The organism is Raskinella chloraquaticus (SeqCode) (assembly GCF_021731865.1).
Lineage (GTDB): Bacteria > Pseudomonadota > Alphaproteobacteria > Rhizobiales > UBA4765 > Raskinella > Raskinella chloraquaticus.
On record NZ_JAKFWN010000028.1, the window covers coordinates 90,687 to 113,781 of the forward strand.

Sequence of the window (23,095 nt, forward strand, 5' to 3'; positions counted from 1 at the left end):
GCGCGGAAAGGAATTGAACAATGAGCGACAAGAACAAGACACCCCCGACGATCCAGAAATCGGACGTTTACGCCGTCCTGCCGCTGCGTGACATCGTGGTGTTTCCACACATGGTTGTACCTCTGTTTGTCGGGCGCGAGAAATCAATCCGTGCGCTTGAGGAAACCATGCGTACCGATCGCCCGATTATGCTGGTGACCCAGCGCAATGCCGGCGATGATGATCCAGCGCACGATGCTATCTATGAGGTTGGCACGCTCGCCAATGTGCTGCAGTTGCTGAAACTGCCTGACAATACCGTCAAGGTTCTGGTCGAGGGAACGGCGCGTGCGCGCGTCGTCAGTTATAATCCGCGCCAGGAATTCTACGAGGCACGGGCCGATCTCATCGACGATGGGAAGAGTGACAAGGTGGCCGTCGACGCGACCATGCGCTCGGTCGTTGCCGAGTTCGAAAACTATGTGAAGCTCAACAAGAAATTGTCGGCTGAAATCGTCGCTGCCGTGACGCAGATCAGTGAGCCGGACAAGCTTGCTGACACGGTGTCAGCGCACCTTGCCGTAAAAATCCCGGAGAAGCAGGAACTGCTGGAACTGCCGACCGTTCAGGCACGCCTAGAGCGCATTCTTGGTATTATGGAAGGCGAAATCTCGGTCCTCCAGGTGGAAAAAAAGATCCGCAGCCGCGTCAAGCGCCAGATGGAGAAGACGCAGCGCGAGTATTATCTCAATGAGCAGATGAAGGCGATCCAGCGCGAACTTGGCGATGAGGATGGTAAGGACGATCTGGCCGAGATCGAAGAGAAGATCCGCACCGTCAAGCTGTCCAAGGAAGCGCGCGAAAAGGCGATTGCCGAACTGAAAAAGTTGCGCCAGATGTCGCCGATGTCGGCGGAAGCAACCGTCGTGCGCAATTATCTCGACTGGATGCTGTCGATCCCGTGGGGCGGCAAGGCACGCGTCAACAAGGAGTTGAGCGCAGCCCAGAACGTGCTGGAGCACGATCATTACGGGCTTGAGAAGGTCAAGGAGCGCATCGTCGAGTATCTCGCCGTCCAGAGCCGCTCGAACAAGCTGAAAGGTCCGATCCTCTGCCTCGTCGGCCCGCCAGGCGTCGGCAAGACCTCGCTTGGCAAATCGATCGCCAAGGCGACCGGGCGCGAATTCGTCCGCGTATCGCTGGGTGGCGTGCGCGATGAGGCGGAAATCCGCGGGCATCGCCGCACTTATATTGGCTCGATGCCTGGCAAGATCATCCAGTCGATGAAGAAGGCAAAGAAGACCAACCCGCTCTTCCTGCTCGATGAGATCGACAAGATGGGCATGGATTTCCGCGGCGATCCGTCGTCCGCCTTGCTCGAGGTGCTCGATCCCGAACAGAACTCGACCTTCGCCGATCATTATCTTGAGGTTGATTACGATTTGTCGAATGTGATGTTCATCACCACCGCCAATACGTTGAACATCCCGCCAGCGCTGCTCGACCGCATGGAGATCATCCGTATCGCCGGCTACACCGAGGATGAAAAGGTCGAGATCGCCCGGCGCCATCTCATTCCTCATCAGCTCACCGCCCACGGTCTTGGCGACAAGGAATGGTCGGTTGAGGACGACGCGCTGCTGGAAGTCATCCGCCGCTATACGCGCGAAGCCGGAGTACGCAATCTTGAGCGCGAAATCGCCCGGCTGTGCCGCAAGGGCGTGACGGAGCTGGTCGCCTCCAAGGGCAAGCGCAAGAGCGTCAAGGTCACCAGGGACGGGCTTGAGTCCTATCTGGGTGTTCCGAAATTCCGCTTCGGTGCGGCTGAGGATGAAGATCAGGTCGGCGTTGTCACAGGGCTGGCGTGGACGGAAGTGGGCGGCGAGTTGCTGACGATTGAAGCAGTCATGATGCCTGGCAAAGGCAGAATGACCGTCACCGGCAATCTCAAGGAGGTGATGAAGGAATCGATTTCGGCAGCGGCCTCCTATGTCCGCTCGCGGGCGATTGATTTTGGTATCAAGCCACCGCTCTTTGATCGTCGTGATGTCCACGTCCATGTCCCCGAGGGCGCCACACCGAAGGATGGTCCGTCCGCTGGCATCGCCATGGCGACCACCATCGTCTCGGTGATGACGGGCATTCCGGTCAGGCGCGACGTGGCGATGACCGGCGAGGTCACGCTGCGCGGTCGCGTGCTGCCGATCGGCGGCCTGAAGGAAAAGCTTCTGGCGGCGTTGCGCGGCGGGTTGAAGACGGTTCTTATCCCTGACGACAACGTCAAGGACCTCGCCGAAATCCCCGACAACGTGAAGAACGGCCTTACCATCATCGCGGTCAAGCGCATGGATGAGGTGCTGAAGCACGCCCTCGTTCGTCTGCCCGAACCTACGACCTGGGAGGAGGGTGAAGTGATCGCCGGCGGCGCCAAGACCGCTGATGATGACAATTCGACGATGTTCGTCGCCCATTGATGACGAGGGCGCGGCTCTGCTTTGCATGGTTCGCGCCCGCCCTGTTTGTCGTGGTAAATTTGATGACAGCGGCGCTCCCGGCAAGGCCGGCGGGCGCCGCTGTTCATTTCAATCGTGGCAATGACGCCGAACCTGAAACGCTCGATCCGCAGCGCAGCTCCACGCTCGCTGAAGCCCATATCCTTCGCGATCTCTTCGAAGGTCTGCTGATCCAGGACCGGGCAGGCGAATTGGCGCCGGGTGCCGCTGAAAGCTGGGCGGTGTCAGCCGATGCGCTGACCTATACCTTCAAGCTGAGGCATGATGGGCAATGGTCAAACGGTGATCCGGTCACGGCGGAGGATTTCGTTGTCGCACTGCGTCGCCTCGTCGACCCCTCAATCGGTGCTGAATACGCCAATGTCATCTACCCCGTGCGCAATGCCGAGGCGATCAGTGCCGGCACGAAGCCGCCCGAAACGCTCGGTATAGCCGCGCCAGATCACCATACGCTGATCATCACCCTTGAAACGCCGACACCCTATTTTCTTGACTTGCTCGCCCATCAAACAACGCTCCCCGTTCATCGCGCGAGCCTCGCTGCCCACGGCGCTGCCTTCGCTGCACCGGGAAAACTGGTGAGCAATGGCGCCTATGTGCTTGCCGAGAACCTACCGGGCTCGCATATCCGCCTGACGAAGAATATCCGCTTCCATGACGCCGCTTCCATCAGCATCGATGTTGTCGATTATATCCTCGTCAAGGACCTCGCCGCCGGTGTGCGGCGCTTTCGTGCCGGTGAACTCGATTTTCTGCCCGATGTGCCAAGCGACCAGATCAAGGCGTTGCGCCTTGCCTACGGCGAGCAGCTGATGATCGCCCCCCTGCAAGGCACCATCTATTTCGGCTTTGATACCACCAAGCCACCTTATAACGACAAGCGTGTGCGCCAGGCGCTCTCCATCGCCATTGATCGCGACGTGCTGGCTGACGACATCGCCAGCGGTTCGATCATTGCCGCCGCGCGCTTCGTTCCACCGGGAACTGCCGGAACCGCCACCACAACTGCCAATCCGTCATGGCAGGCGCTGTCGATCATCGAGCGCGAGGACAGGGCGAAGGCGCTCCTGGCGGAGGCCGGATTTACCGCCTCTCGTCCTTTGAGTGTCGAATTGCGCTACAATGCCAGCGACAACAACAAGGCGATGGCGGTGGCGGTCGCTGACATGTGGAAACAGGTCGGTGTCACCACCCGTTTCGTCGCAACCGATTCACGCACGCATTTCGCCTATCTCCGTGACAAGGGCGATTACGACGTGGCCCGGGCCGGCTGGATCGCCGATTACAACGATCCGCAGAACTTCCTTTTCCTGCTCGAAAGCGGCAGTGGCCTTAACACGACGCGCTGGTCTTTTCCTCCCTTCGATCGCCTGCTGCAGGCAGCGCGGAGTGAACGCGATGCCGACAGGCGTTTTATGCTTCTGCGGCAGGCGGAAGATATGATGCTCGATGAGGCACCATTGACGCCGATCGCCCATTATACAGGGCGCTACCTTGTGTCAGCCCGCCTGAGCGGGTTCATTCCCAATCTGCGTGCCGCCAACGCCACGCGATTTCTGCAGCTCGCCCGCTAGCGTCGGACATTGGCGCGGTCTGACCCTGGGCGACCTGGCAGATGTCGCTTTGACGCCTGCCATGTCTTCGTGCTTCGATCACCTGATCGTGCTGGACAGGTGAGCCATGGCCCTTATTGATCGGTGTAAATCTCTGCTGTTCGTTCTTGTATTGGGTGGTGTGACCAGCGGGGCGGCTCTTGCCCAGACCATCTATCATCGCGGCAATGATGCGGACCCTGAGACGCTCGACCCTCACAAGACATCGACAGTGGCGGAAGCAAACCTCGTCCGCGACCTTTATGAAGGTCTCGTCATCCATAACGGACAGGGCAGGGTCGTACCAGGTGCCGCCGAAAGCTGGACGGTTTCAGCCGATGGCAAGGTCTACACCTTCAAGCTGCGCGCCAGCGGCAAATGGTCGAACGGCGCGGCGGTCACGGCGAAAGACTTCGTCTTTTCCTTCCGCCGCATCGTTGATCCGAAAACCGGCGCCAAATATGCCAGCATCATCTATCCCATCGCCGGGGCAGAGCGCATCAACACCGGCAAGGCACCGGTCGAGACGTTGGGCGTCAAGGCAGTTGATGATCGTACGCTGGAGATCACGCTTGAAAACGCCACACCCTATTTTCTTGAACTCCTGACCCACCAGACACCAAGCCCGGTGAACGAAGCAAGCGTGAGCGCACTTGGCGCTGATTTCATCAAAGCGGGCAATCTCGTTTCCAACGGCGCCTATATGCTGAAGGAAAACCTGCCCAACACGTTGATCACCCTCGTCAAGAACCCACATTTTCACGACGCGGCCAATGTCAGGATCGACCAGGTCAACTACATCCCGATCAAGGACACGGCTGCGGGCGTGAGGCGCTTCATCGCTGGTGAAATTCTGTCGATGAATGACATTCCAGCCGATCAGCTGAAGGCGCTGCGCACGCAGCTTGGCAGTCAGGTCAATGTCGCGCCGCTGCTTGGCACCTACTACATCGCCTTCAATACAAAGAAGCCGCCCTTCGACGACAAGCGGGTGCGCACTGCCCTTGCCATGGCGGTCGACCGCGAGGTGCTGTCGGAAGAAATCTGGGCAGGAACGCTGGTGCCCGCTTATTCCTTCGTGCCACCCGGCACGGCCAATTATGGCAATCCCGGCGCCGTTGCCTGGCAGGATCAGTCGGTGATCGAGCGCGAGGAAACGGCGAGGAAACTGCTAGCCGAGGCAGGCTTTGGCCCCTCAAACCCGCTCAAGGTCGAACTGCGCTACAATGTGACGGATAACAACAAGGCGACTGCGGTCGCACTGGCGGGCGACTGGAAGCGCATCGGCGTTGACACCAGCTTCATCTCGACGGACGCGAAAACTCATTTTGCCTTTCTGCGCGAAAAGGGCGCCTATGACATCGCCCGCGCCGGCTGGATCGCCGACTACAACGATCCGCAGAATTTTCTGTTCCTGTTCGAGGGCGGCAATGGCGGGCTCAATTACCCGAGCTGGGCACATGCAAAATACGACGCGTTGATGAAATCAGCGGCACGTGAACTTAACCTCGCGGCGCGTGCTGGTATTCTGCGCGAGGCCGAGACCCTGCTGCTTGCCGAGGCGCCCGTTGCGCCCTTGCTGTTTTATACAAACCGCATCCTGATCTCGCCAAAGCTCTCGGGCTTCACGCCGAATTTGCGCGGCGCCAACGCCACGCGCTTCATGTCGATCCGGAATTGATCGTCAGGGCAGGTGTCCCAGCCGATGATCGGTTATGTAACCCGTCGCCTGGCCGCGTGCGTGCCGACGCTGTTTGTCGTCGTCACCCTGTCATTCTTTCTGATCCGCCTGGCGCCTGGCGGGCCGTTTGACCTTGAGCGACCGCTTGATCCGCAGGTACTCGCTAATCTGCGGCGCATCTACCAGCTCGACCAGCCTCTGATCGTTCAATATGGCAACTACCTGGCATCGCTCCTGCGCGGTGATTTCGGGCCATCCTTTTCCGTGCGCGATTTTACCGTTGCCGAATTGCTTGGCCACGGCCTGCCGGTATCGATCCTGCTCGGCACGCTGGCCTTGGTCCTGTCGTTTGGTCTTGGCGTGGTGTTGGGCACACTCGCGGCGCTGCGCCAGAACCGCACCATGGATCACGCGGTGATGGTCGGCGCAACGCTTGGCTTGACGATCCCCAATTTCGTCATCGGTCCGCTGCTGCAAATCCTGCTGGCGCTGACGCTTCACTGGCTGCCGGTCGCTGGCTTTGACAATGGTAACATCCGCAACCTCATCATGCCGGTGATCGTGCTTGCGCTCCCGCAGATCGCGGTTGTAGCGCGCCTCACGCGCGCATCCATGATCGAGGCACTGCGCGCCAACCACATTCGTACCCTGCGTGCCTATGGTCTGTCGCAGACTGGCGTTGCCCTTCACGCGCTGCGCGGTGCGCTGCTGCCTGTCGTCTCCTATCTGGGACCGGCGGCAGCGTCCCTGCTGACAGGCTCGCTGGTGGTCGAAACGGTCTTCGGACTGCCGGGTATTGGTCGCTATTTCGTCGATGCAGCGCTCAACCGCGACTACACGCTGGTGATGGGGACCGTTGTGCTGATTGCGGTTTTCGTGCTGGTCTTCAATCTTATCGTCGACATTCTCTACGCTCTTCTTGATCCACGGGTGCAGGAATCATGAGCGGACATTCTCCCGCAGCCTCGCCAGCCCACAAGCAGCCCGGCTCGCCGCGCCAGCGCGCCTGGGCGCGCCTCAAGCGCCACAAGGCGGCCATGGCAAGCCTCGTCTTTCTCTGTGTCATGACGCTTGCAGCAATTATCGGTCCAGCCCTCCAGCCACATGACTTCACGCGCGTCTTCACCGATTATGTCCGCACCCCGCCAAGCCTGACGGCCTATCCGCGCCCCGATCAGATCGGGCCGGCTATCGACCGTATCGCTGCACGCATGCGCACCAAGGTCGAGCGTGTATGGGTATCCGGCGAGCGAGTGGAGGTCACCCTCACCGCCGAGCGAGCGATCGACCGGCGCCTGACAGCCCTCTTCGAGCGCTCCGATCTTTTTGCTGCCGCCGAGGCGATCGAACTCAGCGATGGCGGCAGACGCCTTTCCGTCAGCGTGCCGATCATCAAGCGCTATTTCTTCTTTGGAACCGACGGCAATGGTCGCGATCTTTTGGCGCGCACGCTGATCGCCGGGCGGGTCAGTCTCCTGATCGGGTGTCTGGCAACGGCGGTAGCCCTGCTGATTGGCGTCGCCTACGGCGCCATTGCTGGCTATGCCGGCGGTCTGGTGGATGGTGTGATGATGCGCATCGTCGATATTCTTTATGCGTTGCCGTTCATCTTCTTTGTCATCATGCTCGTTGTCGTTCTGGGGCGAAATGTCGTGCTGATGTTTTTGGCGGTCGGTGCCATTGAATGGCTCGACATGGCACGGATCGTCCGCGGACAGACTTTGTCCCTGAAAAGACGGGAATTCGTTATCGCCGCAAACGCGCTCGGGGTCAGGCCTGCAGGCGTGATTGCGCAGCATATCATCCCTAACACCTTCGGTGTCATCATCGTCTACATGACGCTTCTGGTGCCCAAAGTGATCCTCGGCGAAAGCTTCCTTTCCTTCCTCGGCCTTGGCGTGCAGGAGCCAATGACAAGTTGGGGTGTGCTGATTGCCGAGGGTGCACGCAATATTGAAGGCGCGACCTGGTTGTTGGTATTTCCAGCACTTTTTCTTGTGTCCACTTTGTTTGCGCTCAATTTTCTGGGCGACGGCTTGCGCGATGCGCTTGATCCGAGGAGCGAGTAGGCGCCAACAGCGCTTGCGTGTTTCTTTGTCGCGCCCTAATCGTAAATCAACGGGCGGTTAGCTCAGCGGTAGAGCGCTTCGTTTACACCGAAGATGTCGGGGGTTCGATCCCCTCACCGCCCACCATCGCACTTCCTCAAAGGGAGAGGATTTATACGAGATGCGCCTGCGTGTTCCAGACCAGAGCCGACGACTACCGGGCAGGCTGCGCCTTGTGCTCGCCACCATCATCGCCCTTGCCGGCGTCACGCTTGATCGGGCGCGGGCAGCAGATATGGAATTTCGCTGGGTGTCGTTGGGCGCCGACGGGCGGTGCGGGCGCGTGCCATGCCCCAGGGTGCTTGAGGCTGTCGGCGCCATTTCGCATGATACGCCAGCGGAGTTCCGCCGGTTTGTCGAACGCGAAGGCAATGAGCCAGGCGCCCGCCGCGCTGTGCTGCTGCATTCGCCGGGCGGGGATCTGGCTGCCAGCATGCGCCTTGGTATCGAGTTCCGCCGCCTCGGCATGATTGTTTATGTCGGGCGCTTTGTGAATGCGCAGACGCTGGAGGCTCATGGGCTGCTGACGCAGGGGCGCACCGCGAAGAAAGAGCGCGAACAATGGGGTGACGCGCATCCGGTGAACGGCATCTGCTATTCGGCTTGCGTGTTCACATTCATGGGCGGGGTGAAGCGCATGGTGCCGCAGACCAGTCGCCTTGGTGTTCACCGTCCAACCCTGATCGAGGAAACCTTCTTTGGAATTCCCTTGTTCGACAGGAAGAAGCCCGGCGGGTGGGATATCAACCGGATCGGTGATCTTGAGCGCACCTATTTGCGCTTCATGGGCGCCAATCCGCAGCTGGTCGCCCTTGCCCATTCCGTCGAACCGACGACGATCCGCGTCCTGTCGCCTCGCGAACTGAAGCGTTTTCGCCTCGTCACCCGCTAGAGGCAATGTCGCGCCTGACGGCGGTGGTTGATTGCGCTGGCGCAAGGGCTGATGCTATCAGGCCGTTCATTTTGAGAAGTGGAAAGCCATGTCGGTTGATTCTAATACTGTGAAGCGTGTCGCGCGCCTGTCGCGCATCGCACTCAGCGATGACGAAGTGCCGCATCTGCAAAGCGAATTGAACGCCATGCTGGCCTTTGTTGAGCAGTTGAATGAGGTTGATGTCACAGGCATCGAACCGATGACGTCGGTCATTCCGATGGCGCTGAAGAAGCGCAGGGATGTTGTGACGGCAGGCGGTGAGGCGGGCAAGATCACCGCCAACGCGCCGGCAAGCGATGATCATTTCTTTCTGGTGCCCAAGGTGGTCGAATGAGTGGGGCAAACGATCTGACCGCACTGACCATCGCCGAAGCGCGCGAAGGCCTGGCGGCAAAATCATTCACCGCACACGAACTCACCAGCGCCTATCTCGCGGCGATCGAAAAGGCGCGTGTGCTCAACGCCTATGTGATCGAGACGCCGGAGAAAGCGCTTGCCATGGCCGCTGAGAGCGACCGGCGGCTGGCATCAGGCAATGCCCGCCCGCTTGAGGGTATTCCGCTTGGCATCAAGGACCTCTTCTGTACTGAAGGCGTGCGCTCGACCGCATGTTCAAACATTCTGGGCGGTTTCATTCCCCCTTATGAATCGACCGTCACCAGCCAGCTCTGGCGCGATGGCGCAGTCATGCTGGGCAAGCTCAATTGTGATGAATTCGCCATGGGCTCATCAAACGAGACTTCTGCCTTCGGGCCGGTGGTCAATCCGTGGCGACGCACGGGATCGAACGTCGGCACGAACGCCGGCACGCTCGAAGGGACCGCCCTCGTGCCTGGCGGCTCGTCAGGCGGATCGGCGGCGGCAGTGGCGGCACGGCTCTGTGCGGGAGCAACCGCAACCGATACCGGCGGCTCGATCCGCCAGCCCGCGGCCTTCACCGGCACGGTTGGCATCAAGCCCACCTACGGCCGTTGTTCGCGCTGGGGCATCGTTGCCTTTGCATCTTCCCTTGATCAGGCGGGCCCGATTGCCCGCGATGTGCGCGATGCGGCCATCATGCTGCGCTCGATGGCAGGCAATGATGAGCGCGATTCAACCGCTGTCGATACGCCAGTGCCGGATTACGAAAAGGCACTGAGCGGCGAGGTGAGGGGGCTCACCATCGGCATCCCCAAGGAATACCGGCTCGACGGCATGGCGCCCGAGATCGAGGCGCTTTGGCAGCAGGGCATTGCCTGGCTGAAGGAGGCGGGCGCAAAGATCGTCGACATCTCGCTGCCCCACACCAAGTACGCCCTGCCGGCCTATTATATTGTCGCGCCAGCCGAGGCATCCTCCAACCTCGCGCGCTATGACGGCGTGCGCTATGGCTTGCGCGAGCAGGGCGGTGACATCACCGGCATGTACGAGAAAACCCGCGCCAGGGGCTTCGGCAAGGAAGTACGCCGGCGCATCATGATCGGCACCTATGTGCTGTCGGCTGGCTATTATGATGCCTATTACGTGAAGGCACAGAAGATCCGCACCCTCATCAAGCGCGATTTCGATCTGGCGTTCGCCGCCGGGGTGGATGCCGTGCTGACGCCCGCCACCCCGTCATCTGCCTTCGGCATTGGCGAAAAGGGATCGGCTGATCCGGTTGAAATGTATCTCAACGACATCTTCACCGTGACCGTCAACATGGCTGGCCTGCCGGGCATCGCCATCCCGGCCGGGCTTGACGCAAAGGGGTTGCCGCTTGCCCTCCAGCTCATTGGCAGACCCTTTGCCGAGGAAACGCTGTTTCGCTGCGGCGACGTCATCGAGCGCGCCGCCGGTCGCTTCACCCCGCCGGCATGGTGGACGCCATGATGAACACGATCGAGGCCCTGCGCGAGAACCAGCCGGTCGGCGACTATTACCGTGCTGCTTTCAGCAAATGGCGTGAGCTGTTGAAGGGATTCGAGAAATCGAGCCTCGTCGATTTCGCCACCGCCATCTCTGACGCCCAGCTCGATTACTTCGAAAAGCAATGTGGCGGCCGCTCCATGGGCCAGGAGATCATGGCCTGGACCGGCATCGCCTATTACTATGATGCCGAGGAAGCGGGCTTTGGCGATGATCTCGACAAGGCGCGCAAGATCTATGACGCGATGCAGCTGAGCCACATCTCGATTGAAGCCAAGATCAACGCCGAAAAGGCCGCCATCTCCTATGACCTCTTCGAGGATCTCGAAGAGGCGGAGGGTGAGGTATGAGGGCAGTCCCATGAACCAGATCATCAAAGGCGCCACCGGCGATTGGGAACTGGTGGTCGGCATGGAAGTCCATGCCCAGGTCACCTCCAGGTCGAAGCTGTTTTCCGGCGCTTCCACCGTCTTTGGTGCCGAGCCCAATGCCAATGTCAGCCTGGTGGATGCGGCCATGCCGGGCATGCTGCCGGTGATCAACGAGGAGTGCGTACGCCAGGCCATCCGCACCGGGCTTGGCCTGAAGGCAGCGATCAACAACCGCTCGGTGTTTGACCGCAAGAATTATTTCTACCCCGATTTGCCGCAGGGCTATCAGATCAGCCAGTACAAGAGCCCGATCGTCGGCGAAGGCGAGGTGAGCCTTGATCTTGCCGACGGCGAGAGCGTCAAGATCGGTATCGAGCGCCTGCATCTGGAGCAGGATGCCGGCAAATCGCTGCATGACCAGCACCCCACCATGTCGTTTGTCGATCTCAACCGCTCAGGCATTGCGCTCATGGAGATCGTCTCGCGCCCCGATATCCGCTCCACCGAACAGGCGAAGGCCTATCTCACCAAGATGCGCACCATTTTGCGCTATCTCGGCACTTGCGACGGCGACATGGAAAAGGGCTCCATGCGCGCTGACGTGAATGTCTCGGTCCGCCGCAAGGGCGACCCCAAGCTTGGCACACGCTGCGAGATCAAGAACGTCAATTCCATCCGCTTCGTTGGGCAGGCGATCGAGTATGAGGCGCGCCGCCAGATCGGCATTCTCGAAGATGGCGGCAAGATCGACCAGGAAACCCGCCTTTATGATGCGGGCAAAGGCGAGACGCGCTCCATGCGCTCCAAGGAAGAAGCGCATGATTACCGCTATTTCCCGGACCCTGACCTGCTGCCGCTCGAATTCGACGATGCTTATGTGGAAAATATCCGCGCCGCTCTGCCGGAATTGCCGGACGCCAAGAAGGCGCGCTTCATCGCTGATTACGGCCTTACCCCCTATGATGCGAGCGTGCTGACGGCAGAAAAGGAAACGGCCGACTATTTCGAGGCCGCCGTCACATCCGGCGATAAAAAGCGCGACGCCAAGCAGGTCGCAAACTGGATCAATGGCGATGTGGCAGCTTTCGCCAACAGCCAGAATGTGTCGGTGTCCGCCACCCATATCACGCCGGCGCAGATCGCCAGCCTCGTCGATCTCATCGCCGAAGGCGTGATTTCCGGCAAGATCGCCAAGGATGTGCTGGCAATCCTCATCAATGAGGAGAAGAGCGCCGATCCACGTGAGGTGGTCGAGACGCGCGCCCTCAGGCAGGTGACCGATACCGGGGCGATTGAGGCAGCCATCGATCAGGTGATCGCAGCCAGCCCCGACAAGGTCGAACAGGCAAAAGCCAAGCCCACCATGCTGGGCTGGTTCGTTGGCCAGGTGATGAAACAGACCGGCGGCAAGGCCAATCCGCAGACTGTGAACGATATCCTCAAGGCGAAGCTGGGGATATGAGCGGAGCATGACAGTGCACGCGACCATCCGTCCCGCCGAAAGCGCTGACTTGCCGGGCATACTGGCGATTTTCGCGGCTGATGATGTGGGCGGCCACGCCGAATATCGCGGGCTCGCCGACATGGCGGTCTATGAGCAGGTCTTCGATCGTATTGCCGCAAGCAGCGACAACGCGCTCTTTGTTGCTCTCGTTGATCGCAAGATCGTCGGCACCTTCCAGCTCACCTTCATCCCCGGCCTTGTCAATCATGGTCTGCTGCGCGCCAAGCTCGAGAGTGTTCATGTGCTGGCGGAAAACCGCAGCCAGGGCATCGGTGAGCAGATGGTGCGCCATGCGCTGGATGAGGCCCGCCGGCGCGGGGCTGGCATGATGGAGTTATCCTCCAACAAGAAGCGGCTGGCCGCCCACCGCTTTTATGAGCGCCTGGGGTTTGCCCGTTCGCATGAGGCCTTCAAGCTGATGTTGTGACGGCTCTAGCGCCAGATCGAGAAGCCCAGCGACGGACCGCCAAGCAGCAAGGCCGACCAGATCCAGGCAGATGTCCAGTTGGCGGTCTGGAACGCCCAGAACGGCATGCGGCTCATGCCGGCCAGCAATGGCACAATCGCCCGCAAAGGCCCGAAGAAGCGGCCGATGAACACGCCACCGGCGCCCCACCGCCGGAAGAAGGCTTCGCCTCGCTCCAGGATGGCCTGGCGCTTAACGAATGGCCCCATGTTCTTGACTTCACTGCCATAGCGGTACCCGAACCAGTACGATAGCCAGTCGCCAAGGGCAGCTCCAATACCTCCTCCCAGGATAACCGGGACCAGGTCGATATTGCTCGCTGCTGCCAAAATGCCAATACCCAGAAGAATCGAGGTCGCCGGCACAAAAAGGGAGATCACAGCCAAACTTTCGCAAAACGCCAGTAATCCGACGAGTGGCGGTCCCCAGTGCTGGTTATCACGCACAAAATGCACAAGGACTTGCGTCAACTGTTCCATGCACAGGCGTTAGCGGCTGGGCAGCGAGAGTGCAAGACCTTGCTCGAAAAGCCGTTGATCGGCGCCGCGCTGGTCGGCGACCTTAGAGTCAATCGAAAGTAAATATCGACCTGCGCAGGTTAACTGTTAACCGCGTGCGAGGTTATGAAGTATTCATCTAGAGTTTTAAGTCGAATTCTACAGATTGCGACTATGTTGGTTTCATACAGGGAATGCACCGGAAAATCCGGGCAAGCGTGAGACGAGCAAAATGATCAACAAGAGCAATCTGGCGAAGACCACCGAGACTTCAAAGCCTGCCGGCGAAATCAAGCGTCACTATCTGGACGCGCTGGCCATGGTCGAGCGCGCCCATCGCGGCCTGCTTGACGTCATCAAGGACGAGTTCGACCGCATCGGTCGCTCCGATGTCAACGCCACCCAGGCGCTGATCCTGTTCCATATGGGGGACGCTGAACTGACGGCTGGCGAATTGAAGACGCGCGGCTATTATCTGGGGTCGAACGTTTCCTATAATCTCAAGAAACTGGTCGATCTTGGCTATATCCTGCATCAGAAGAGCCGCGTCGACCGCCGCACCGTGCGCATCAAGCTGACCCCCAAGGGCCAGGAAATCCGCGCCGTTGTCGACAAGCTTTATGATCGCCAGACGCATTCGCTCGAAGCGGTGGCTGGCATTTCGCAGGAAGAATTCGATCGTTTATCGGCAGCGCTCCAGCGTCTGGAACGTTTTTGGATCGACCAGATCCGCTACCGCATGTGATGACGACATAATAAGAAGAAGAGAACGATGACAGGGAAGGGCGGCGCGCGAGGCCGCTCTTTTCGTTTTTGTGGCCGCGCGTCACAGCTTTGACCGATTTGACCGTCACTCTGCCACTCCAATCATGGTTGCCGACGTGAATCACATTGCTGTTGCCTGATCGATTGCAATCTGATCAACCGGATCGGCAGTCAGAGGCGAGCGGATCAAGGAAAGAATTGTGACGACATCGAACTGGAAATCGAGCGGAAGGCGGCTGACGCGCCGGAATTTTTCGACCCTGCTTGCCGGCATGGCCATGCTTGGTGGCAGCGCAAAAGCCCAGAGTTTCGTGTCAAACACAACAATTCCCGGCACCGAGTGGCGGGAACGCTTTGATATATCGACCCCGCAAGCAGGCCTGCCGGAGGCGCGCCAGAGCCCGCTTCTGGGAACAGCCTCTGTTGCCAATGTCGAGCGCGCGATCCAGCGCTACAATGATATCGTCGCGCGCGGCGGCTGGCCGACTGTGCCGGAAGGGCCGGCGCTACGCGTGGGTGTGGCAAGCCAAAACGTGCTGGCGCTGCGCCGTCGGCTGGTAGCCTCCGGCGATCTTGAACAAACGACCGGGCGGCAGGAAATTTTCGACAGTTTTGTCGAAGCAGCCGTCAAGCGCTTCCAGTATCGCCACGGGATCGCCCCGGACGGGGTTGTTCGTGCACCGACCTATCACGCGCTGAACGTTCCGGCCGAGCGCAGGCTGAGCCAATTGTCGCTCAATCTCGGGCGCCTGCGCACCATGGCTGTGCCGCTTGGCGAGCGATATGTGGCGATGAACATTCCTGCCGCCGAACTCGAAGCAGTGCAGGGCGGGGCGGTTATTCAGCGTCACAGTACGGTCGTCGGCCAGATCGACCGCCCCTCGCCGATACTTGCGGTTCGTATCGTCGAGATCAATTTCAACCCCTTCTGGACGGTGCCGGCCTCCATTGTCCGTCGCGATCTTATCCCCAAGATGCAGAAGGACCCGGAATATCTCGCCAAGAACAAAATTCGTATTTTTGACCAGACAAATAACGAGCTGTCGCCGCAATTCATCAACTGGAGCACCGAAGAAGCGGTGAATTTCCGCTTCCGCCAGGATCCGGGCAGCATTAATTCTCTGGGCAATGTGCGACTTGGCATGCCCAATACCGAAGCTGTCTACATGCACGACACGCCGCAAAAATCGCTGTTTGGTGGTGATGCGCGCTTCCATTCCTCGGGCTGCGCCCGCGTTCAGAATGTTCGCGAACTGGTGACGTGGTTGTTGTCGGATAATCCTGAATGGCAGCGCGTGCGCATCGACCAGGCGATCCGTACCGATGAGCGCATTGACGCCAAGCTGACGCGCCCGGTCCCGGTTTATTGGGTCTACATCACGGCGTGGGCGAACGCGGACGGCGTCATCCATTTCCGTGACGATGTCTACAAGCGTGACGAACAGCAGCTTGTCGGCAATCTTGCGCTGCCTGCGACGCCTTATGATTCAGTCGGGCCGCAAGCCTTTGTGCCGGGTGAAAAGCGGGCCGCGCGCGTGCAGTGATTGCGCTGTTTCCTGATGACGGGTTGCGCCCAGGTGGCGTTCTCGGCTAGTCGAGGCGAGTCTTTTGGCTGGTGAACGCTCCAGCTTCCTCAACGCTAGATCATACCGAGGCTCTTTTCATGGCTACCAGCAGCGCGGCGGACGGCTCTGTCCGCTCTCCTGATTTCTTTTCAGCCTCCCTTGAGGCGCGCGATCCTGCCATCGCTGCTGCTGTAAAAGCGGAACTCGGTCGCCAGCGTCATGAAATCGAGCTGATCGCCTCGGAAAACATCGTCTCGCGCGCCGTTCTGGAAGCGCAGGGCTCGGTGATGACCAACAAGTACGCCGAGGGCTATCCGGGACGGCGCTATTATGCGGGCTGCCAGCATGTTGATATCGCTGAACAACTGGCGATAGATCGGGCAAAAGAGCTGTTTTCCTGCGGTTTTGCCAATGTGCAGCCGCATTCGGGCGCACAGGCCAATCAGGCGGTGTTTCTGGCGCTCCTCAAGCCGGGTGACACGTTTATGGGTCTTGATCTGGCAGCCGGTGGCCATCTGACTCATGGTTCGCCGGTCAATCTGTCGGGCAAATGGTTCGTGCCCGTGCCCTACACCGTGCGCAAGAGCGACCAGATCATCGACATGGATGAGGTCGAGAAGATCGCTCATCAGGCCAAACCCAAGCTCATCATCGCCGGTGGTTCGGCCTATTCGCGCCATTGGGATTTTGCACGCTTTCGCCAGATTGCCGATGCAGTCGGCGCGCTTTTCATGGTCGATATGGCCCATTTCGCTGGTTTGGTGGCAGCAGGCGAGCATCCAAGTCCGTTCCCTCATGCCCATGTGGCGACCACCACGACCCACAAGACATTGCGCGGTCCGCGCGGTGGCATGATCCTCACCAATGACGAGGGGCTGGCCAAGAAAATCAATTCAGCCGTCTTCCCCGGGCTTCAGGGCGGCCCGCTGATGCATGTGATTGCCGCCAAGGCGGTAGCCTTTGGTGAAGCATTGCGGCCTGAGTTCAAATCCTACAGCCGGCACGTGATCGCCAACGCCAAAGCCCTTGCTGAGCGTCTGCGAGGTCACGGCTTTGAGATTGCGTCCGGCGGCACTGATAACCACCTTATGCTGGTTGATCTGCGCCCGAAGGGCCTCAAGGGTAACATCTCCGAGCAGGCGCTGGTGCGCTCCTTTATCACCTGCAACAAGAACGCTATTCCCCACGATACGGAAAAGCCGATGATCACATCAGGCATCCGCCTTGGCACGCCGGCCGCGACCACGCGCGGCTTTGGCATCGCCGAATTCCATCAGGTGGGGGATCTTATTGCCGAAGTCCTGAATGCCGTGGCCCAGTCCAGCGATGGCCAGGCGCCGCTTGTTGAAGCAGCTATTCGCAAGCGCGTTATCGCCCTGACCGACCGTTTCCCTATTTACTGAGGCTCATGATGCGTTGCCCGTACTGTGCAAGTCAGGACACGCAGGTCAAGGATTCGCGGCCGACCGATGATAACGCCGCCATAAGGCGTCGTCGCAGTTGCCCTGGTTGCGGCGGCAGGTTCACCACTTTCGAGCGTGTGCAATTGCGTGAACTCACCGTCGTCAAACGGTCGGGACGCCGGGTGCCGTTTGATCGCGACAAGCTTGACCGCTCCGTGCGTGTGGCGCTGCGCAAGCGCCCCGTTGAAGATGAGCGCATCGAGCGCATGGTGAGCGGCATCGTCCGCCAGCTGGAAAGCTCAGGAGATGTCGATATCAACTCGAATTCCATCGGCGAACTGATCATGGAGGGCCTGCGCGTTCTCGACCAGGTGGCCTATGTGCGCTTTGCCTCGGTCTATCGCAATTTCCGGGAAGCGAAGGACTTCGAGACCGTGCTCGATGAATTGCAAGCCGAGGAGACGCCGCGCCCGGGGGCGTCAAAAAAGCGGCTTGAGTGAAGCCGCCGATGATGATCATCGCCTGATGGCGGCAGCGCTGCGGCTGGCGCGTCGCGGGCTTGGGCTGGCACGCCCGAACCCGTCGGTTGGCTGCCTCATCGCCCGCGCAGGTCCGGATGGTCCGCTGATCGTCGGGCAGGGCGTGACCTCACCCGGCGGCCGCCCCCATGCGGAGGCAAACGCGCTCGCTCAAGCAGGTGCCGCGGCGCGCGGGGCAACCGCCTATGTGACACTTGAACCTTGCTCCCACATCGGCCGCGCCGCACCCTGTTCGCAGGCTTTGATCGACGCGGGTATATCGCGCGTCGTCTGCGCTCTCGAAGATCCTGATCCGCGCACCGCTGGCGGCGGCTTTTCGCGCATGGAAGCAGCCGGCATCACGATCACCCGAGACGTGATGCGTGCCCAGGCGGTGATTGTTCATGAAGGTCATCTGGCGCGCCTGCGCTTTGGCCGGCCTCACGTCACGCTGAAGCTGGCGCTGTCGGCTGACGGCAAGTTGGGGATATCCGGTCAACGGATCGCCATTACAAATGAAGTGATGAATTCCGTCGTTCATCGCCGGCGCAGCCAGTCAGACGGCATCGTTGTCGGGATCGGCACCGTGCTCAGCGATGATCCGTTGCTCGATGTCCGCTTGCCGGGCCTTGCTTCGCGCTCGCCCATGCCCATCGTCTTTGATAGCCGGCTGCGGCTGCCGCTTGGCGCGCGTCTGGTTGCTGAAGCCCGTATCCGTCCGCTTCACGTCGTGACGAGCCTCGATGCCGAACAGGCGAAGGCGGATGCGCTGGCGGCACTGGGCGTCCATATCCAACCTATACCGCCACCCTGGCTCAGTGCCGGGTGCATCAACCTCGATATCGCCTTGCGTGAACTCGGCAAGCTTGGCTTGACGACCCTCTTTGTCGAGGGCGGGTTGACCTTCGCCAGAGCGCTCTTGGCCCGTGATCTCGTCGACACAATCATTTTGCTGCGCGGGCAGCGCGTGATCGGCGATACGGGCATTGCCGCGCTGGCGCCAGGGCCGCTTGATGACATCATCGCCGGGCAACGCTTCGAGCGGAATGAGGAAGAGCTGTTCGCCGGCGATAGCGCCACCTATTATCGCCGCAGGAGATAGCCCATGTTCACCGGCATCATCACTGATCTAGGAACGATTGCAGCCATCGCTGATCGCGGCGGTGCCAAACGCCTGCGTATCACGCCGAAAACCAGCGTCGACGGGCTGGCGATCGGCGCCTCGATTGCCTGTTCGGGTGTCTGCCTGACGGCCATCGCTATCGCGCCTTCAGGGACGCCACCGTGGTTTGATGTCGATGTGTCAACCGAAACGTTGACCCGCTCGACAGCGGGACAATGGCAAGTCGGCACGCAGATTAATCTCGAACGTTCGCTCAGACTGGGCGACGAGCTTGGTGGCCATATCGTCACCGGCCATGTCGACGGGCTGGCGCGGATCCTCACACGACTTGACGAGGACGATTGCGCCCGCTTTACCCTTGAGGCACCGGCGGAATTGGCGAAATTTATTGCCGAGAAGGGTTCGGTGGCACTTGATGGTACGTCGCTGACCGTCAATCGTGCCGAGGGAAACCTTTTCGACATCATGCTGATCCCCCATTCGCTTGGTGTCACCACCTGGGGGGCTACGCAACCAGGCCATGAGGTAAACCTTGAGGTTGACCTGATGGCGCGCTATGCGGCGCGCCTGCTGGCCGGCAGGCAGGCTGGGGCGGGAGAGAGGACGTAACGTCGATGCAGGTAACACCGACAGTCGCTACGGCGCATGTTCCTGGCCCGCCACCGCGTGTCCTCATCATCGAGGCTCGCTTCTACCAGCATATCGCCGACGAATTGCTGGCGGGTGCCCGCGCCAGGCTGGCGCAGGCGAACGCCGATATCGACGTCGTGACCGTTCCCGGAGCGCTGGAAATTCCTGCCGTCATTGCCCTTGCGGTGCGGGCGGCGCGCGAGGTCAATGGCTTTCGTCCCTATGATGGTTTCGTCGTTCTTGGTACCGTCATTCGCGGCGAGACGACGCATTATGACGTCGTTGCCAATGAATCGAACCGTGCGGTGATGGATCTGGCAACGGGCGAAGGTCTGGCGGTCGGTAACGGCATTCTGACGGTTGAGAGCGAGGAACAGGCACTGGCGCGCGCGCGCCAAAGCGACATGGACAAGGGCGGCGGCGCGGCATCGGCCTGTCTGGCGATGATCGCACTCCAGCGCAAATGGAGCCTCCAGCCGGCGCTCGTCACCAGCCATGCGGCGACGGGCGGATTTGATCCCGACATGCTGCGGCGGCTCGGCAATGCCTTGCGCCCGACGCCGCCAGCCGGTAACGACCACTGATGGTATCTGCAAACAACAGGCCGCCCAAACCAGGCAACAAGCGTTCTGCCGCTCGCCTTGCTGCGGTGCAGGCGCTTTACCAGATGGATATTTCCGGCGCCGACCTCTTTGCGACGTTGAGCGAATTCGAAGCTTTTCGACTGGGCAAGGAAGTCGATGGCGATGTCTACCGCGATGCGGATGTCGCTTTTTTTCGCGATATCGCCGGTGGTGTCGTGCGCGAACAGATAGCACTTGATCCGGCCATTGACGGTGTTTTGAAAGAGGGTTGGCCGCTGGCGCGGATCGACTCGACATTACGTCAGATCCTGCGTTGCGGCGCTTATGAGATTTATTACCGCCGCGATGTGCCGGCCCGCGCCGCCATCGTCGAATACGTCGATATCGCCAGCGCTTTTTTTGCCAACGGTGAAGAGCCGCGCATCGTCAACGCCATCCTCGACACGTTGGGCCGGCGGGAAAGGGCGGAGGATTTCTCCGGCGCTGCCCCGCGCTCCGCCTGATGCTTGCGCGCCCCGATGAAGACACCCTCATCGCCCGCCACCTGGCGCCGCTGGCAAGCGATCCCGCCGCCTTCAATCTGACCGATGATGCCGCCTGCCTGGCCGTTCCTTCCGGACACGAGCTGGTGATCACGATGGACGCGCTGGTCGCCGGTGTGCATTTTTTTGCCGATGATCCGCCTGATCTCATCGCCCGCAAGGCGTTGCGCACCAATCTTTCGGACCTTGCCGCCAAAGGCGCCCGCCCACGCGCCTATCTGTTGACCCTGGCGCTTCCCGATGAGTGGAGCGAGGATTGGCTTGCTGATTTCGTCAAAGGTCTCGATCTCGATCAGAAGCACTTTGATATTGCCCTCCTTGGCGGGGACACAACCCGTGCAGCCGGGCCGCTGATGCTGTCGATCACTGCGCTAGGCCTTGTACCGGCTGGGAAAATGGTCCGTCGCAAAGGCGCGCAAGCGGGCGACCGCGTCTTCGTCACCGGCACGATTGGCGATGCGGCGTTAGGCTGCCGGCTGCGGCTTCAGCCCGAGCGCTTCGAGAATTTGGCGGCGGATCATCGGGCTCACCTGTTGCAGCGCTATCTTCTTCCTGAGCCGCGACACGCGCTTGCCCGCGTGCTTCAGGCCCAGGCGAGCGCGGCGATGGATGTTTCCGACGGATTGGCAGGCGATTGCGCCAAGCTCTGTCGCGCCAGCGGCGTCAGTGCAATGATCGATGTCGCTCATGTGCCGTTGTCGGCGGCCGCGCACACGCTGTGTGGCACCGGTACCGATATGCTTGAACTGGCATTGAGCGGCGGTGATGACTACGAAATCCTCTTCACCGTCGCCCCGGATCGATGCAGCACCCTCATGGCAGAAGCGCGCGCAGCGAATGTTGCCGTCAGCGAAATCGGCTCTATCGTCGCAGGCAACGCGCTCCCGCAATTTGTCCACGAGGGCGACGTTATGTCGTTCGCAACCACGAGTTTCAGCCATTTCTGATCGAGGCACTTGACCGCAAAGCCCCTCATCGGGCTATCAGCATGTTCCTTGCCGTTTTCATTCCGGGGTTTGACGTCATGAGCACTGCCGCACTGCTGCAAGATGGTGACCCCGACAAGCTTGCCCGTCACAACGCCCGCTGTCTGTCGCTGGCACTGGCGCTCGGTGGTGCCAATTCGACGATTAATTTCGCGCTGGGCGGCATTCTGGGCAGCCAGCTGGCGCCCAGCCGTGAGCTGACAACACTTCCGATCACCGCCTTTGTCGTTGGCTCGCTCGCCACCGCCATTCCAGCCTCCCTGCTGATGGCCCGCATCGGCCGCAAGCCAGGCTTCCTGCTGGGTGGCGTCATCGGCATGACCGGCGGGCTTGTCGCGGCTGCTGGCGTGATTGCCAGTTCGTTCTGGTTGTTTTGCCTTGGAACTTTTTTGGCCGGCTCATATCTGTCATGGACGCAGTTTTTCCGTTTTGCTGCGGCTGACACGGCAACGCCGGCCTTTCGCCCCAAGGCAATTTCATGGGTTCTGGCCGGCGGGCTGGCAGCAGCCTTTATCGGCCCGCAGATCGTCATCAACGCTAAGGATGCGCTGCCGGGTCTCACCTATGTCGGGCCTTACATCGGTTCAACGCTGGTGATCCTTCTGTCGATGGGTTTCATCGCACTGACGCGCTGGCCGAAGATGGATACAAGCAGTCGTGAGGCCACGATATCCCGCCCGTTGAGCGAGATCATCCGCCAGCCGCGATTTGTGGTCGCGGTTGCTATCGGCATGCTGTCCTACGCGGCAATGAACCTGGTGATGACGGCGGCTCCCGTCGCCATGGTGGTGCAATGCGGCTATTCGATCACCGATTCGACGCTTGGAATTCAGTGGCATGTGGTGGCCATGTATGCGCCGAGCTTCTTCACCGGATCGCTCATCGCCCGCTATGGCAAGATCAAAGTGATGAGCGCGGGCCTGGTCTTGCTCGGCCTGTGCGTGGTTGTCGGGTATGCGGGGTATTCTGTCGCCCATTTCTGGGCAGCGCTCGTGCTGCTCGGACTTGGCTGGAACCTCGCCTATGTGTCGGCAACCGCCCTCGTCGCCGATTGCCATCATCCAGCTGAGCGCGGTAAAGTGCAGGGATTAAACGATTTTCTGGTGTTTGGGCTGGTTTCTCTTGCGTCGCTGGCGTCGGGCATTCTGCAGAATTATGGTGGCTGGCACGCCGTTCTGTCAGCCCTTGTGCCGATGCTGGGATTGGCTGTGATAGCCCTCGTGATCCTGTTGACATCGCAACGCCGTCTGGCTCGCGCCGGCTGACAGACGCGTGATTCAGTTGCGCGACGGCTATTCCTTGGCTACACCGCGCCCGACCTAGAGCATGCTGTTTTCAGACGGAAGCATATCCTGAGTTTCTGAGATAGTTTGCGCATTCGTTCGGGGCGAAGAGGTCGAGGAGATCACCAGCCTTTCGCCATGTGGCCTCGACAGTTCGGGGCGCT

General features: G+C 60.3%; 21 protein-coding genes, 1 tRNA gene and 1 pseudogene. 22 read left to right on the forward strand and 1 reads right to left on the reverse strand.

The window, feature by feature from the left end; all coding sequences use genetic code 11:
• Window positions 1–20: 20 nt before the first annotated feature.
• From lon to ACINK1_RS10420, 12 genes are all read left to right on the forward strand, one after another.
• The gene (gene lon / locus ACINK1_RS10365) at window positions 21–2,453 is read left to right on the forward strand and encodes an endopeptidase La (protein WP_376800238.1); all 2,433 of its coding nucleotides are present in this window, start codon (window positions 21–23) and stop codon (window positions 2,451–2,453) included.
• 62 nt (window positions 2,454–2,515) lie between these two features.
• Window positions 2,516–4,066, forward strand: coding sequence for a peptide ABC transporter substrate-binding protein (locus tag ACINK1_RS10370; protein ID WP_376800237.1), 1,551 nt, complete (start codon window positions 2,516–2,518; stop codon window positions 4,064–4,066).
• A 106-nt stretch (window positions 4,067–4,172) separates the two neighbouring features.
• On the forward strand, window positions 4,173–5,765 hold the full coding sequence (locus ACINK1_RS10375; protein WP_376800236.1) for a peptide ABC transporter substrate-binding protein: 1,593 nt from the start codon (window positions 4,173–4,175) through the stop codon (window positions 5,763–5,765).
• A gap of 24 nt (window positions 5,766–5,789) precedes the next feature.
• Window positions 5,790–6,710, forward strand: a complete 921-nt coding sequence (locus tag ACINK1_RS10380; RefSeq protein WP_376800266.1) for an ABC transporter permease — start codon at window positions 5,790–5,792, stop codon at window positions 6,708–6,710.
• Complete coding sequence (locus ACINK1_RS10385) at window positions 6,707–7,834, forward strand: ABC transporter permease (RefSeq protein WP_376800235.1); 1,128 nt, start codon at window positions 6,707–6,709, stop codon at window positions 7,832–7,834. Before ACINK1_RS10380 ends, ACINK1_RS10385 begins: the two co-directional genes overlap by 4 nt.
• Before the next feature lie 51 nt (window positions 7,835–7,885).
• Window positions 7,886–7,960: transfer RNA gene (locus tag ACINK1_RS10390), tRNA-Val, on the forward strand.
• A gap of 34 nt (window positions 7,961–7,994) precedes the next feature.
• A complete protein-coding gene (locus ACINK1_RS10395; protein ID WP_376800234.1) occupies window positions 7,995–8,765 on the forward strand; it encodes a hypothetical protein in 771 nt (256 codons plus the stop codon).
• An 88-nt stretch (window positions 8,766–8,853) separates the two neighbouring features.
• Entirely contained in the window at window positions 8,854–9,141 is a 288-nt protein-coding gene (gatC, locus tag ACINK1_RS10400; RefSeq protein WP_376800233.1) for an Asp-tRNA(Asn)/Glu-tRNA(Gln) amidotransferase subunit GatC, read from the forward strand.
• Window positions 9,138–10,658 (forward strand): Asp-tRNA(Asn)/Glu-tRNA(Gln) amidotransferase subunit GatA, encoded by a 1,521-nt coding sequence (gatA, locus tag ACINK1_RS10405; RefSeq protein ID WP_376800232.1) that lies wholly within the window; start codon window positions 9,138–9,140, stop codon window positions 10,656–10,658. Before gatC ends, gatA begins: the two co-directional genes overlap by 4 nt.
• Entirely contained in the window at window positions 10,655–11,044 is a 390-nt protein-coding gene (locus ACINK1_RS10410) for a hypothetical protein (RefSeq protein WP_376800231.1), read from the forward strand. Before gatA ends, ACINK1_RS10410 begins: the two co-directional genes overlap by 4 nt.
• Window positions 11,045–11,054: 10 nt before the next feature.
• Window positions 11,055–12,527 (forward strand): Asp-tRNA(Asn)/Glu-tRNA(Gln) amidotransferase subunit GatB, encoded by a 1,473-nt coding sequence (gene gatB, locus ACINK1_RS10415; RefSeq protein WP_376800230.1) that lies wholly within the window; start codon window positions 11,055–11,057, stop codon window positions 12,525–12,527.
• A gap of 7 nt (window positions 12,528–12,534) precedes the next feature.
• Entirely contained in the window at window positions 12,535–12,996 is a 462-nt protein-coding gene (locus ACINK1_RS10420; protein ID WP_376800229.1) for a GNAT family N-acetyltransferase, read from the forward strand.
• A gap of 5 nt (window positions 12,997–13,001) precedes the next feature.
• On the opposite strand, the gene ACINK1_RS10425 is transcribed toward ACINK1_RS10420, so the two are convergent.
• Complete coding sequence (locus ACINK1_RS10425; RefSeq protein WP_376800228.1) at window positions 13,002–13,514, reverse strand: DedA family protein; 513 nt, start codon at window positions 13,512–13,514, stop codon at window positions 13,002–13,004.
• Window positions 13,515–13,764: 250 nt separating this feature from the next.
• Between ACINK1_RS10425 and ldtR the strand changes: the two genes are divergently transcribed.
• From ldtR to ACINK1_RS10475, 10 genes and pseudogenes are all read left to right on the forward strand, one after another.
• Entirely contained in the window at window positions 13,765–14,277 is a 513-nt protein-coding gene (gene ldtR / locus ACINK1_RS10430; RefSeq protein WP_376800227.1) for a transcriptional regulator LdtR, read from the forward strand.
• Window positions 14,278–14,497: 220 nt separating this feature from the next.
• Window positions 14,498–15,841 carry a murein L,D-transpeptidase gene (locus tag ACINK1_RS10435; protein WP_376800226.1) on the forward strand — a complete coding sequence of 448 codons (1,344 nt, stop codon included), beginning with the start codon at window positions 14,498–14,500 and terminating at the stop codon, window positions 15,839–15,841.
• Window positions 15,842–15,960: 119 nt separating this feature from the next.
• Window positions 15,961–17,265 (forward strand): serine hydroxymethyltransferase, encoded by a 1,305-nt coding sequence (glyA, locus tag ACINK1_RS10440; RefSeq protein ID WP_376800225.1) that lies wholly within the window; start codon window positions 15,961–15,963, stop codon window positions 17,263–17,265.
• An 8-nt stretch (window positions 17,266–17,273) separates the two neighbouring features.
• Window positions 17,274–17,765, forward strand: coding sequence for a transcriptional regulator NrdR (nrdR, locus tag ACINK1_RS10445; RefSeq protein WP_376800265.1), 492 nt, complete (start codon window positions 17,274–17,276; stop codon window positions 17,763–17,765).
• Window positions 17,758–18,885 carry a bifunctional diaminohydroxyphosphoribosylaminopyrimidine deaminase/5-amino-6-(5-phosphoribosylamino)uracil reductase RibD gene (ribD, locus tag ACINK1_RS10450; RefSeq protein ID WP_376800224.1) on the forward strand — a complete coding sequence of 376 codons (1,128 nt, stop codon included), beginning with the start codon at window positions 17,758–17,760 and terminating at the stop codon, window positions 18,883–18,885. Before nrdR ends, ribD begins: the two co-directional genes overlap by 8 nt.
• Window positions 18,886–18,888: 3 nt before the next feature.
• Window positions 18,889–19,515 (forward strand): riboflavin synthase, encoded by a 627-nt coding sequence (locus ACINK1_RS10455; RefSeq protein WP_376800223.1) that lies wholly within the window; start codon window positions 18,889–18,891, stop codon window positions 19,513–19,515.
• Window positions 19,516–19,520: 5 nt separating this feature from the next.
• Window positions 19,521–20,018 (forward strand): annotated as a pseudogene (ribH, locus tag ACINK1_RS10460) (6,7-dimethyl-8-ribityllumazine synthase); the annotation flags it as partial.
• Between the two features lie 101 nt (window positions 20,019–20,119).
• The gene (nusB, locus tag ACINK1_RS10465) at window positions 20,120–20,623 is read left to right on the forward strand and encodes a transcription antitermination factor NusB (protein ID WP_376800222.1); all 504 of its coding nucleotides are present in this window, start codon (window positions 20,120–20,122) and stop codon (window positions 20,621–20,623) included.
• Window positions 20,623–21,609, forward strand: coding sequence for a thiamine-phosphate kinase (thiL, locus tag ACINK1_RS10470; protein WP_376800221.1), 987 nt, complete (start codon window positions 20,623–20,625; stop codon window positions 21,607–21,609). The genes nusB and thiL overlap by 1 nt, the downstream gene beginning before the upstream one ends.
• A gap of 77 nt (window positions 21,610–21,686) precedes the next feature.
• Window positions 21,687–22,913, forward strand: a complete 1,227-nt coding sequence (locus ACINK1_RS10475) for an MFS transporter (RefSeq protein ID WP_395760114.1) — start codon at window positions 21,687–21,689, stop codon at window positions 22,911–22,913.
• Window positions 22,914–23,095: the final 182 nt, after the last annotated feature.